Genomic DNA, 12865 nt, shown 5'->3' with positions numbered 1-12865 from the left:
TATGGCCAAGCGCATAGACATCAAAGACCTCAATATCTTTTACGGCTCATTTCACGCCGTTGCGGACGTCGCGCTGTCCGTCCCGCCGCGCAGCGTGACGGCGTTCATCGGCCCGTCGGGCTGCGGTAAGTCGACGGTGCTGCGCACGCTGAACAGGATGCACGAAGTGCTGCCCGGTGCGAGAGCCGAGGGGTCGGTTCTCCTCGACGGGGAGGACATCTACGGCGCCGGGATCGATCCGGTCAGCGTCCGCAAAACCATTGGCATGGTGTTCCAGCGGCCAAATCCGTTCCCCACCATGTCGATTCGCGACAACGTGGTGGCAGGACTGCGGCTGCAGGGTGTGCGGGGCCGCAAGACTCTCGACGAGGTCGCGGAGCGTTCCCTCAAAGGCGCCAATCTGTGGAACGAGGTCAAGGACCGGCTCGACAAACCGGGCGGCGGCCTGTCCGGTGGTCAGCAACAGCGGCTGTGCATTGCCCGCGCGATTGCCGTACAGCCCGCGGTGTTGTTGATGGATGAGCCTTGCTCCGCATTGGACCCGATCTCAACGCTGGCGATCGAAGACCTGATATCGGAGCTCAAGCAGGACTACACGATTGTGATCGTCACGCACAACATGCAGCAGGCCGCCCGCGTGAGCGACCAGACCGCGTTCTTCAATCTCGAAGCCACTGGCAAGCCTGGCCGGCTGATCGAGATCGACGACACGGAGAAGATCTTCTCCAACCCGACCCAGAAGGCCACCGAGGATTACATCTCCGGCCGCTTCGGCTAGGGCGTCAACACCACGCGGACGCCCGACGGTTCTGTTTCCGTCCAGGCCTGCGTGACCTCGGACAGCGGACGGCGTCTGGTCTGGATCTGCAGTTCGCCGGTCGCGGCCATCTCGAAGAGCCTCGGCAGACCCTCTACACGGGCGCGGGCCAGCACCTCAGGCGGCACGCTGCCCAGTCCCAGGCCGACAAGGGAGATCCCGTTGCCGCGCAGGATTCCCGCCGACAGGCTCAGTGTCGGCCCGGCCATCGACCCGATCTGGACGAATCGAGTGGCGTGGTAATGCGCCGCAGGATGGCTCGATGCCAGCGCAGCGAGCACTTGTTCGGCAGGCTCACCCCACAGATAGTCGAGGATCGCGTCGAACGGCCGTTCCGCGTGCGCCGCGCCGACACGCGTGCCCAGGTCGTCATCACCCAACGTGATCACGTCGTCGGCCCCGACGTTGCGTAACCACTGCAGCCGCTGTGCATTTCGGCCGACGACGACCACACGACCAGCGCCGAACACCGATTTCGCGAGCTGGGTGGCAATCGAGCCGGTGACACCAGTCGCGCCCAACACCAGCACATGGTCGCCCGTGCGTACGCCCGCCGCATACTCTAGCGATGCCCATGCGGACAACCCGGGATTCGGGACGGCCGCGGCCGTAACCGCATCCACCGTCTCGGGTAGCGGAATCGCACCGTGCGGGCTGATCAGCGCGCGCTGGGCCATCATCCCGTACGGCGCGAGTGCTCCCGTGTACACGCGCTGGCCGTCTGCCAGGCGAGCGACGCCGTCCACTCCGGCGACGCTGGGCAATCGAATCTCCTTGCTGGCGTAGTGCTTTCCTGACATCAATCCCCGGGTCAGGTTGGTCAGCGCCGACGCTTCGACGTCGACCACGACGGCGCCGTCTGACGGCGACGGCTCGTCGAAATCGGTGTACACCGGTGGCCTGCCCCATTCCTGGACTACAGCTGCTTTCACGTCTCTCCTAAAGTTTCCGAATAGATGGTTTCTATAGAAACTATATGCATGGCCGAGGCCAGATGGCAATATGGTTTCCGTGAAAACAAAGACGGTGCTGGTCGACGAGATCAACGAGCTCATCGGAGCCGTCGGGGACAAGTTCGACGACACCGAACGTGACGCCGAACGCGACTTCATGGCCGAACGCTGCCCGAAACGACTCGAACCGCTTGTGCGCCGGCTACCCACGCTGAGCATGCACCTACTTGCCCAAATCGCTGAGAGCCCGGTGAGCATCGTGGGATTGGCCACGCGCTCAGGCCGACTGAAAGGCACGGTATCCAAACACGTGCAGCGCCTGGTCGAAGCGGGGCTGGTGGAGCGGTCGCCCATCCCCGGTAACCGCAAGGAGGTAACCCTGACGCTCACCGCGGACGGGCGGATCGTCACCGATGTTCACCGGCGACTTCACGAGGAGATGCGGGGTGGACTGCACGATTTTCTGTCGCGGTACAGCAACGCCGAGCTCGCCGTCATCTCCAAGGTGTTGCGCGATCTGCTCGCCACCAAGAAAGTCGGGGTACGGATCGCTGCGCCGGAATAGTGCGCCCTCTTGCCCTGTCGTTACTTCCATGAGCAAGGCAGTGCAATTCGATCAGTACGGCGATGTTGACGTCCTTGCGGTGCGCGACGTCGAAAAGCCGGTGCCGGCCGCAGGCGAGGTACTCGTCGCGGTCAAGGCGGCCGGAATCAATCCCGGTGAAGCCATGATTCGCCGCGGCGCGCTTCACGACCGGTGGCCGGCTACCTTCCCGTCCGGACAAGGCAGCGATCTGGCGGGCGTGGTCGCGGACATCGGTCCCGACGTAGAGGCATTCGCGGTCGGCGACGAGGTGCTCGGCTTCACCGACCAACGCACCAGCCAGGCCGAGTTCGTCGCCGTGCCCGCCGAGCAGCTCACCGCGAAACCCGATGCGGTGCCATGGGACGTCGCGGGCGGGCTTTACGTCGTGGGCACAACGGCATACGCCGCGGTGCGTGCGGTCGCGCTGAAGCCGGGTGACACCGTCGCAATTGCCGGTGCCGCAGGCGGTGTGGGCACGATCGCCGTACAGCTCGCCAAGCGCGCCGGTGCGACGGTGCTCGGCATCGCCGGCCCCGCCAACGACGACTGGCTGACCGAGCACGGCGTCATTCCGGTCAACTACGGTGACGACTTGGCGAACCGGCTACGGGAGGCCGCGCCGGGTGGACGGATCGACGCGTTTCTCGACTTCTTCGGCGGCGGCTACGTCGAACTGGCTGTGTCCGAGCTAGGTATCGCTCCCGAGCGTGTGGACACCATCATCGACTTCCCCGCTGTTGAGCGGTTCGGCGTGCAAATGGCAGGCAACGCCGATGCGTCCAACGCGGATGTGCTCGCCGAGCTGGCTGGGCTCGTCGCGGCCGGTGAGCTGGAGGTTCCGATTGCCGAGGTGATTCCGCTCGCCGACGTCCAGCGCGCCTACCGCACGCTGGAGCAACGCCACACCAGAGGCAAGATCATCCTGCGGCCCTGACGGCCGGGATCAGCGCGGGGCGGGGATCTCTTCCTCGTCCGGGTGCTTGCCCGTGACCTGGAAGATGACCCGACGAGCCACCTCGACCGCGTGGTCGGCGAACCGCTCGTAGAACCGGCCCAGCAGGGTCACATCGACGGCCGCGGCCACCCCGTGCTTCCATTCCCGGTCCATCAGGACGGTGAACAGATGGCGGTGCAGGTCGTCCATCGCGTCGTCTTCTTCACGGATCCTTGCGGCCTTCTCCGGATCACGCGTGATCAGGACTTCTTGCGCACTGTTGCCCAATTCGACTGCCAGACGGCCCATTTCGGCGAAGTAGCCGTTGACCTCTTCCGGCAGCGCGTGGTTGGGATGCCGGCGCCGCGCGATCTTGGCGACGTGCAGGGCCAAGGCGCCCATCCGGTCGACGTCGGCGACGATCTGGATGGACCCGACGATGGCGCGTAGATCTCCTGCCACCGGCGCCTGCAGCGCCAGCAGGACGAAAGCCGACTCCTCCGCCTTGGCGCTCATCGCGGCGATCTGCTCGTGGTCGGTGATGACCTGCTCGGCCAGCACCAAATCGGCCTGCAGCAGGGCCTGCGTTGCGCGCTCCATGGCAGCGCCCGCCAGCCCGCACATCTCGCCGAGCTGGGCTGTCAAGGCATCCAGTTGCTCGTGGTACGCGGTCCGCATGGATCAAGCCTACGGGCATTGGCCTTGAATCGTCACGACGCGCCCGGTGAACGAACGGTGAATGCCACCTGCCCAAACACTGCCGGGGATGGCGCTATTCGCAGGTCGTATCCGCCGCGTTGGTGACGGTCAGATCCTCGGGCAGGTGGGTCGGGGCGGTGCTGGTGCCCCGAACGACATGCACCTGAACAGGCGAGCCGCTGGGCGACGGCGCGCTCACGTTGTTGTAGAAATCGCTGCCGAGCACCACCTGGACCACGTCACCCATGCCGGTGACCCGCTCGATGGTGGGGTTGGCAAACGACGAGGCGACCGTGGCCGCGGCCTGCTCGTTGCCCGGTGAGAAGAACACCGTCGTCGAGGACAGCGGGCCCGGGTAGTCGTCCGGAGTGGTGACGTTGAAGCCGTGGGCCTGCAGTTGGCTGGCCGCGGTGTTGGCCAACCCGTTCTCGCCGGTCGAATTCGACACCCTCACGGTGACGTCCTGCGGACTGGTCGTGACGGCGTTCACCAGCTCGGCGTTGGTTGGCGCACTGAGCTTCTGGTTGGCGGGGTCCGGCGTCGCGCTCACCGTCGACTCGGGCGTGCCCGGGACGGGAGTGTTGTCGGCGTTTTTTTCCTCGGGCAGCGGGTCGTCGTTGATGATCGCATCGAACAAGGCGTGCATGTCGTCGGTGCGAGGCACCTCGTTGCCGTATTCGTCGGGATATCCAACGGTCGGCACGGTCACGAACGTGATGCGGCCCGCATTCACCCCTTGGACGGACTGGCCGAGGTCAACGAGGTCCTTGGTCCTGATGTTGTCGACGAAACTGTCGTTGATGAACATGTTGACCACGTTGTTGAGCTTGGGCAGCGAGAAGAACACTTCCTTGGAAATCAGCGAGCGCAGGAGCGACGACAAGAACAGCTGCTGACGTTTGATGCGGCCATAGTCACCGTTTGTTTCGGTGGTCACCTGCCGGGCGCGCACGTACTGCAGCGCGGTATGGCCGTCGACCATCTGGCGGCCTGCATTGGGCAGCACGGTGCCGAGCTCGTAGTCCTCCAAGGGTGTGGTGCTACACACCTCGACACCGCCGAGGGCATCGACCATCTTCGAGAATCCGGCGAAATCGACTGCCATGAAACGGTTTACGGACAGACCCGACAGTTTCTGGACTACCTTCACCAGGCACTTGGGACCGCCCACGGCGTAGGCGGAATTCAGCTTGGTCTCGGTGTACACCTCTTCGGGTCCGTAGGTGCCCGTCTGCTCGTCATACAGCGGCCCGTACTCGTGCGTCTCCGGGTTCCACGCCTCGCATTGCATCGGGTTGATCGACAAGTCACGCGGAAAGGACACGGCGACAACGCGTTTGCGGTTGGCCGGGATGTTCACAAGCATTACGGTGTCGGATCGGGTACCGCCCGCGTCCTCGGTGGTTCCCGCGCCCATGTCGCTGTTTTCGCCAAACCGGCTGTCCACTCCCACAATCAGGAAGTTCTCGTCGCCGAATTGGGCATTGGGGTCGACGATGTCACGCGAGTCGGGGTCGAGCGCGGACACCTTGTTGAGCATGTTGTTCTTGGACGACTGCCATTGCCACGCCCCACCTGTGAGGGCGAGGGCGCTCGCCGCGATCAGCGCCGCGGCGACCCGTCCGGCCACCATGGTCTTGCGACGGCCGCGGCGGGGTTCCGCCTGGTCCACCTCCGTGCGGGTACCCACGCGAGCCGGGCCTACGCGGTCGGCCCGGCGCAGACGGGCCAGGTCGGGCAGATCTCCGGAAACGACAGGGATGACTTCGGTGTCGTCGCCCCCGGGGCCGGCTATGACGGGATCCCAGACTGCATCGATGATCTCGGTCGGCGGCGCCGGCGGAGGAGGATGCGGTTCCGGGTCGCGGTGCGGCCGCTTCAGTTCTTCAGGGACACTCGCGTGGCCGTGCAGCTTGGCGATCAGATCGGCGACGGTGACGCCGTCGGTGTGGTTACCGGCCGGCTCGGCATCCTCGGGATCAGAACCCGAACTGCGCTCCCACGGCGCGGCGCCTGGCGAGGGCCGCGGGCTTCGGGTAAGCCATTGATTGTCGTCGGCAGGAGGAACCGGCCCGCCGTAGTCAGGCAGACCAGGAGTGGCGTTGTCGCCGTCACTCATGTTCCTACCGGCCTCCGACTCTTAAGGCGTCATGCGCGTCGGTGCGCATGGGCGTATCCAGTGCCTCTTGTCTTCTAGCAGCACCCTGCGGGGCTCCGCCACTGGAGCCTGATGCGACGAGATTCATATCGTACTGAGACATCCTGAGAGACAGCCAGTCAGGAGACGGTGTCAAGATCGTCTCGGTTTAGCCTCCCGAATGCATGACGTCTGCCCCGGCGGGCACGGTGCAGTCGTCGGGATCGGCGAGCCAGCCCTCTGGCAGGGCCACCGAAGCGGGCGACCCCTGACGTCCCCGCGGACCGGTGGCGGCCTCGGGGAAAGGCACCGCAGGATCGAGCTGGCCCAGCAACACGTCGAGCTCCGTCAGCGTCTTGACCAGGGCTAATGACCGCCTCAGCTCCGCTCCGGCAGGAAAGCCGTGCAGGTACCAGGCGACGTGCTTGCGGATGTCCCGCATGCCCTTGTCCTCGCCGAAATGGGCCGCCAGCAGCTCACCGTGCCGACGGATGATCGTGGCCACTTCTCCCAATGTCGGCGGCGTCGGGGCCGTCGTCCCGGAAAACGCGGCCGACAGCTCGGCGAACAGCCAGGGCCGGCCCAGGCACCCGCGGCCGATGACCACGCCGTCGCATCCGGTCGCGGCCATCATGGCCAGTGCATCGTCGGCCTCGAAGATGTCGCCGTTTCCGAGCACCGGAATGCCCGTGACGTGCTGCTTGAGCTGGGCTATCTGCTCCCAGTCGGCGGCTCCGGAGTAGCGCTGCGCCGCGGTGCGGGCGTGCAGCGCGACGGCCGCCGCGCCCTCCTCGGCCGCGATGCGGCCTGCGTCCAGATGCGTGTGGTGAGCGTCGTCGATGCCGATCCGGAACTTCACCGTCACCGGGATGTCGGTCCCCTCGGTGGCGCGCACCGCGGCGGCGACGATCTGGCCGAACAGCCGGCGCTTGAACGGCAGCGCGGCACCGCCACCACGGCGCGTGACCTTGGGCACCGGGCAGCCGAAATTCATGTCGATGTGGTCGGCAAGCCCCTCGTCAGCGACCATTTTCGCCGCCGCGAACGTGGTATCCGGGTCGACGGTATAGAGCTGCAGCGAGCGGGGGGACTCGTCCGGCGCGAACGTCGTCATGTGCATGGTCACCGGATGACGCTCGGCGAGCGCCCGAGCGGTCACCATCTCGCACACATAGAGGCCGCTGACCGTCCCGGCTCTGGACAGCTCCATTTCGCGGCACAGCGTGCGGAATGCGACATTTGTCACACCGGCCATCGGGGCCAGTACAACCGGACTGCGCAGCGCGATCGGCCCGATCCGCAGCTGGGCGCGCGGCTCGGCTAACGCCGTCATGACGCCGACGAGGCCAGCACCTTCGACGCGGTGAGCTTCTCGGCCTTGCGGGCCTCGCGCTCGAGGCGGCGCTGCTTGGACTCCTCGAACTTCTGCGAGGCGTCCTCGAGCTCCTCGACGAGCACTGCGAGGTCGTCGCGCATGCGCGCGGCTTCGCCGGTGAAGTCTTCGCGTTCGAAGATGCGCCACTTCTTGAGGACCGGCATCACCACGTCGTCGAGGTGGATGCGCGGGTCGTAGACGCCGCCGACGGCGATGATCACGGCCTTGCGCCGGAACTCAGGAACGGTGTACCCGGGCATCTTGAAGTTGCGCAGCACCCTGTGCAACGAGTGCATGGCCTGGTCTGGCGCGATCTCGAAGCCGGCCTCGGACACGTCGCGGTAGAAGATCATGTGCAGGTTCTCGTCGGCCGAAACCCGTTGCAGCAGTTGATCGGCGATCGTTTCGTCGCAGGCCTTGCCGGTGTTGCGGTGCGACACACGCGTCGCCAATTCCTGGAACGTCACGTAGATGACCGAGTCGAACAGGCTCTCGGCAAACAGGTCGCCCTGCTGGTTCTGGCCAGGGGAGAAGCCGCGGGTGACCTGCTCGACGCGCAGCTGCTCGAGCTGCACGGGATCGACCGCACGGGTGACGACGAGGTAGTCGCGCAGCGCGATGCCGTGGCGGTTCTCCTCGGCCGTCCAGCGGTTGACCCACTGGCCCCACGCGCCGTCCATGCCGAAGTTCATTGCGATCTCGCGGTGATAGGAGGGCAGGTTGTCCTCGGTGAGAAGGTTCTGCACCATGGCGACCTGAGCGACCTCGGACAGCTGCGACTGCCCAGGCTCCCAGTCCTGGCCGCCGAGCGCGTAGTAGTTCTTGCCGTCCGACCACGGGATGTAGTCGTGCGGGTTCCAGTCCTTGCGCATCCGCAGGTGCCGATTGAGGTTCTGCTCGACGACAGGCTCGAGTTCGCGAAGCAGGTGCAGGTCGGTCAGGTTCTCGTGCATAAGCGTTTCGTCCTCCTCGCTGTGCGGGACACCCTCCAGTTATCTGTACCTGTTGGTTGCACTCAATATATCTGTGTACCGCGGTGACATTCAAGCCACCCGACGGGGTGTCACACAGGCCACACGCGACACGTTCCGTCGCGGTACTATCCGCTCGGGCACTGCGGGGAGCCCGCTTCCAGCGCAGGTAGTGGATCGACTGAAGGACGGGCTCACGTGAAGATGCTCAATGTTTTCGTAGGCGCCGGCGTGCTCGCCGCGGCTGGGTCGGCCGCTCTTCTTGGCGCGGGCAGCGCGGCAGCTGCCCCGGACGTTGTCGGCCAGACGTACAGCGACGCAAAGCAGACAATTCAGCAGACCGGGGCCACGACCGTCATCGCGACGAAGACCGGAAGCCTGGCGTCGTTGGACGAGTGCATCGTCACCAACGCGTGGAGCAAGCCACAGGTCGACAACCCCCGCGGGGGCAGCGACACCAAGCAGGTGATGGTCGCGCTGAACTGCAATGCCGCAGTGGCCACGGCCGGGGCGCCCGGCAACTCGGCGGCCAGCCCAGAAGGCCGTCAGGCATTGGCCTCCGCTGACGCCGGCTGAGTCCGCCGCGGTAGCGGTGAGCCGGGCCAGGCAATAAACTTCCTGCATAACGTTCGCAGACATTTCTCAGACACTTCGGAGGTCCGGCTCAGGTGAAGAAACAGATCGTTCTCGGGGCCGGCGCCGCTGTGGCCGCATCGGCCTGTATCGCATTTTTCGGCACCGGAGTCGCCGCGGCGGACGATTACGCCGGACAGACATACGCCGACGCGTCGGCGGCGGCGAGTGAGGCCGGCCAGACCGTGGTTGTGGCCGCCCGGGTGGGTGACAAGCTGTCGCAGGACGAGTGCCTCGTGACACGGTCGCAGACCGCGCCGTTCGCCAGCGCCAATGACGGTGCGCACGTCGACGGCCAGGTGCAGTTCTACCTGAACTGCAACGGCGGATTCGCCACTGCGACTAGTCCCGGCAACTCGATGGGGTCCTCGGAGGGCCGCGCGGCGAAGGCCGCCGCGGATGAGGCCGCGGCCCAAGAAGAGGCGCCGCTCGAAGAGGTCAGCACGCCCGGTGCGTAGCCGCTAGTAGCTGGTCACCCTGCCGAGCAGCATGGCGACGCAGTAGTCGATGAATTGTTCGCGCGTCGCTGCGAGGCGACCGTCCAGGTAGGCGGTGAACAACGCCGTCAGCGCGCCGATCAACCCGGTGGCCACCATGGCCTGTACCGCGGGGTCGGTGATGCGGGTCAGTTTCTGCTGCAGCAGGTCGATGAAGTTGGGCATCCATTCGGCGCCCGAGCGTGTCAGGACCGGTTCGACCTCAGGTGCGAGCAACAGGACCCGGCCCCGCACGGGATCGTCGACCATCAACTCGACGAACCGCTCGACGGCGTCGCGTGGGGTCTCGGCTTTCATCAGTATCGACATCGCGCGGGTACAGACGTCGTCATAGACGGCGCGCACAAATTCGTCGCGGTCGGCGAAGCTCTCGTAGAAGTAGCGCTCGGTCAGGCCGGCCGCACGGCATACGGCGCGTACGGTGAGCGTCGGCCCGCCCTCGTAGCCCAGAAGCGCGACGCCCGCGGCGATCAGTTCGTCTCGGCGCAAGACCTGGCGGTCCTGCAGGGGAACGCCGGTCCATCGGCCCCGTCGTTGACCGGGATGCACATCACTCCTAAGCTCATGATGACAACGCACGTAGTCAGAATCGCATCTGACTCCGATCGGAAGTTCATCAGTGACTCAAGATACGTCTGAGGCCTACCCGGTGCCCAGCGGTACGGCCCCACTCGCATCCGGCTGTCCGGTGGCGCCGGACGGCTACGACGCACCGCCGCAGCCGCTCGGGCCGGATTCGCTGACCTGGAAATACTTCGGCGACTGGCGCGGCATGCTTCAGGGGCCGTGGGCCGGCTCGATGCAGAACATGCACCCGCAACTCGGCGCCGCCGTCGAGGAGCATTCGACGTTCTTCCGGGAACGCTGGCCCCGGCTGCTGCGCTCGCTGTACCCGATCGGTGGTGTTGTGTTCGACAGCGATCGAGCGCCCGTCACCGGTGCCGAGGTGCGCGACTACCACGTCGACATCAAAGGGGTCGACGCGCAGGGCCGGCGCTACCACGCGCTCAATCCCGACGTCTTCTACTGGGCGCATGCCACGTTCTTCGTCGGCACCATCATCGTTGCCGAACGGTTCTGCGGCGGCATCACAGAGGATGAAAAACGCCAGTTGTTCGACGAGCACATCGCTTGGTATCGCATGTACGGCATGAGCATGCGTCCGGTTCCGAATTCCTGGGAGGAATTTCAGGTCTATTGGGATCACATGTGTCGCAACGTGTTAGAGAACAACTATGCGGCGCGAGCCGTGCTTGATCTCACTGAACTCCCGAAACCGCCATTCGCCCAGTGGATTCCGGACCGGTTGTGGGCGCTGCAACGAAAGTTGTTGGCGCCGTTCTTTGTCTGGATCACCGTCGGGTTGTACGACCCTCCTGTTCGGGAGTTGATGGGCTACACCTGGTCGTCCCGCGACGAGTGGCTGCACCGACGTTTCGGCGATGCGGTGCGGGTACTGTTCGCACTGCTGCCGAAGCGGGCCAGGATGCATCCGCGGGCCCGCGCCGGCTGGGACCGTGTAACGGGTCGCATCCCGGCCGATGCGCCGCTGGTGCACACGCCCGCGCGCAACCTGCCACCGCTCGACGAGCGGGATAAACCGACCCACTACTGCCCGAAGATCTGACGCGGGCGGGCGCAATGCGCGAGGCCAAAATCAGCCCACGGGGCTGCCGGCCGGACACCACCGCGCTCGCGAGGCAAATCGTTCGGCGTTTTTCGCTATGCGCCGAGAGATTTTTGGGGCACGATTCTCTTGTGCTGCGATTTCTCCGGTCCCTTGGCGTGGCGGTTGCGTCGATGATCGCCGCCGTCGCCGTCGGGTTGGCATCCAGCGTGGCCGGGTGTCCGCAGGCTTCGGCGAGCACCGCGGTGAGCGATACGCAGCCGTCTCCCTTACCGCTGATTTCGTTCTTCAACCCGGTTGCCGTGGGCATTCACGTCGTCGAGGCGATCGCCGAGGGCATCGCGAACGTGGTCGAAATGGTCGGGACGCCTCCGCCGGTCACCATTCCGGCGCCGCACACGGTGAAGCCGGTCGCCGGTTGGTAGCCGGTGGTTTGACGAAGCCGTCGGCGGGCTAGCTTTGATATATGCAGGCGCCAGAGGTTCTTGGCGGCCGCTATGAACTGCGGGGTGTTCTAGGGCGCGGCGGAATGGCCGAAGTTCGCGACGGCTGGGATACCCGGCTGGATCGGCCTGTCGCGGTCAAGCTGCTGCATCCGGTCTTCACCACGCAACCCGACAACCGACGGCGGTTTGAGGTCGAGGCGCGCGCCGCGGCCTCGCTCAATCATCCGCACATCGTCTGCGTGCACGACAGCGGTGAACACAACGGAACGCCCTACATCGTGATGGAGCGGCTGTCGGGGCGCACACTCGCCGACGTGATCGCCTCCGGGCCGTTACCGCAACAGCAGGTGCGGTCGATTCTGGACGACATCCTCTCTGCGCTGACCGCCGCGCACGCGGCCGGAATCCTGCACCGTGACATCAAGCCCGCCAACATCTTGTTCAACGATCTTGGGAAGACAAAGGTCGCTGACTTCGGCATCGCCAAGAGCGCCGACGCCGTCAACACCATGACCGGCCAAATCGTTGGCACCCTGGCCTATTTGAGCGCCGAGCGCATCGCGGGCAAGCCGGCCTCGGTCGCGGACGACCTGTACGCGCTCGGCGTCGTCGGCTACGAGGCGTTGACTGGCCGCAGGCCCTTCCCGCAGGAGAACCTGCCCGAACTGGCACGCGCGATCGCAGACGACACACCGCCGCCGTTGACCATGCTGCGGCCAGACGTGGACCCGGCGCTTGCGGCTGTCGTCGACCGCGCGATGGCACGTGATCCGCACTGGCGGTTCGGAAGCGCTGCGGAAATGCGTGCCGCTCTTGCGGGCCGGACCTCGGGTCCGGCCGCGATGCGACCGCCGACCATGGTGCTGGCCACCCCGCTGCCCGACCCGTCGACCATGGTGGTGCCCCCGCAGGTTCGACGCGGCCGGTCGCGGATGCTGCTGGGTCTCGCGGCGGCTGCCGCCGCCATCGTGATTGCCGTCGCCGCTTTTATCGCGGACTCGGCGTCGCGGACGCCTGCGCCCGAACCGGCCAGCACGAGCACGTCGGTGTCCACACCACTGACGACGTCACTGTTGCCGCCACCACCGCCTCCGACGACGCCGGTTCAGGTTGACGAGGGCAATCCGAAGAAGGGCGGAAACGGAAATGGCAACGGGCACAAGCCGAAGCACGGCGGCTGACGCGATGTG

At 65.8% G+C, this 12865-nt stretch carries 14 protein-coding genes; 8 read left to right on the top strand and 6 right to left on the bottom strand.

Going from position 1 to position 12865, the window contains the following annotated elements; all coding sequences use genetic code 11:
• Position 1: 1 nt before the first annotated feature.
• Positions 2–778: a phosphate ABC transporter ATP-binding protein PstB gene (gene pstB / locus ACWW36_RS05345; RefSeq protein ID WP_456140554.1), complete on the top strand. Its 777-nt coding sequence runs from the start codon at positions 2–4 to the stop codon at positions 776–778.
• On the opposite strand, the gene ACWW36_RS05340 is transcribed toward pstB, so the two are convergent.
• Entirely contained in the window at positions 775–1749 is a 975-nt protein-coding gene (locus tag ACWW36_RS05340) for a quinone oxidoreductase family protein (protein WP_456140553.1), read from the bottom strand. The two genes, pstB and ACWW36_RS05340, sit on opposite strands and share 4 nt — an antisense overlap.
• 79 nt (positions 1750–1828) lie before the next feature.
• Here ACWW36_RS05340 and ACWW36_RS05335 point away from each other — a divergent pair, with 79 nt between their 5' ends.
• Positions 1829–2335 carry a MarR family winged helix-turn-helix transcriptional regulator gene (locus ACWW36_RS05335; protein WP_456140552.1) on the top strand — a complete coding sequence of 169 codons (507 nt, stop codon included), beginning with the start codon at positions 1829–1831 and terminating at the stop codon, positions 2333–2335.
• A 28-nt stretch (positions 2336–2363) separates the two neighbouring features.
• Entirely contained in the window at positions 2364–3290 is a 927-nt protein-coding gene (locus ACWW36_RS05330; RefSeq protein WP_456140551.1) for an NADP-dependent oxidoreductase, read from the top strand.
• Between the two features lie 9 nt (positions 3291–3299).
• Here the strand turns inward: ACWW36_RS05330 and phoU are convergent, their stop codons facing one another.
• The 4 genes from phoU to ACWW36_RS05310 all read right to left on the bottom strand — a co-directional run bounded on the left by phoU (position 3300) and on the right by ACWW36_RS05310 (position 8454).
• Positions 3300–3968, bottom strand: coding sequence for a phosphate signaling complex protein PhoU (phoU, locus tag ACWW36_RS05325; RefSeq protein WP_456140550.1), 669 nt, complete (start codon positions 3966–3968; stop codon positions 3300–3302).
• A 94-nt stretch (positions 3969–4062) separates the two neighbouring features.
• Complete coding sequence (locus tag ACWW36_RS05320; RefSeq protein WP_456140549.1) at positions 4063–6108, bottom strand: LCP family protein; 2046 nt, start codon at positions 6106–6108, stop codon at positions 4063–4065.
• Positions 6109–6295: 187 nt separating this feature from the next.
• A complete protein-coding gene (dusB, locus tag ACWW36_RS05315) occupies positions 6296–7459 on the bottom strand; it encodes a tRNA dihydrouridine synthase DusB (RefSeq protein ID WP_456140548.1) in 1164 nt (387 codons plus the stop codon).
• Positions 7456–8454: an acyl-ACP desaturase gene (locus ACWW36_RS05310; RefSeq protein WP_456140547.1), complete on the bottom strand. Its 999-nt coding sequence runs from the start codon at positions 8452–8454 to the stop codon at positions 7456–7458. Before ACWW36_RS05310 ends, dusB begins: the two co-directional genes overlap by 4 nt.
• A gap of 222 nt (positions 8455–8676) precedes the next feature.
• Here ACWW36_RS05310 and ACWW36_RS05305 point away from each other — a divergent pair, with 222 nt between their 5' ends.
• Together ACWW36_RS05305 and ACWW36_RS05300 are read left to right on the top strand one after the other, a co-directional pair.
• Positions 8677–9048: a hypothetical protein gene (locus ACWW36_RS05305; RefSeq protein ID WP_456142369.1), complete on the top strand. Its 372-nt coding sequence runs from the start codon at positions 8677–8679 to the stop codon at positions 9046–9048.
• A gap of 92 nt (positions 9049–9140) precedes the next feature.
• Positions 9141–9563, top strand: coding sequence for a hypothetical protein (locus ACWW36_RS05300; RefSeq protein WP_456140546.1), 423 nt, complete (start codon positions 9141–9143; stop codon positions 9561–9563).
• 3 nt (positions 9564–9566) lie between these two features.
• Here the strand turns inward: ACWW36_RS05300 and ACWW36_RS05295 are convergent, their stop codons facing one another.
• A complete protein-coding gene (locus ACWW36_RS05295; protein ID WP_456140545.1) occupies positions 9567–10151 on the bottom strand; it encodes a TetR/AcrR family transcriptional regulator in 585 nt (194 codons plus the stop codon).
• Positions 10152–10221: 70 nt separating this feature from the next.
• On the opposite strand from ACWW36_RS05295, the gene ACWW36_RS05290 reads away from it, so the two are divergent.
• From ACWW36_RS05290 to ACWW36_RS05280, 3 genes are all read left to right on the top strand, one after another.
• On the top strand, positions 10222–11229 hold the full coding sequence (locus ACWW36_RS05290; RefSeq protein ID WP_456140544.1) for an oxygenase MpaB family protein: 1008 nt from the start codon (positions 10222–10224) through the stop codon (positions 11227–11229).
• Between the two features lie 131 nt (positions 11230–11360).
• Complete coding sequence (locus tag ACWW36_RS05285; protein WP_456140543.1) at positions 11361–11654, top strand: hypothetical protein; 294 nt, start codon at positions 11361–11363, stop codon at positions 11652–11654.
• 41 nt (positions 11655–11695) lie between these two features.
• Positions 11696–12856 (top strand): serine/threonine-protein kinase, encoded by a 1161-nt coding sequence (locus tag ACWW36_RS05280; RefSeq protein ID WP_456140542.1) that lies wholly within the window; start codon positions 11696–11698, stop codon positions 12854–12856.
• Positions 12857–12865 lie beyond the last annotated feature (9 nt).

The organism is Mycobacterium sp. MMS18-G62 (assembly GCF_053877835.1).
This window is presented reverse-complemented; position numbering and strand designations above follow the sequence as displayed.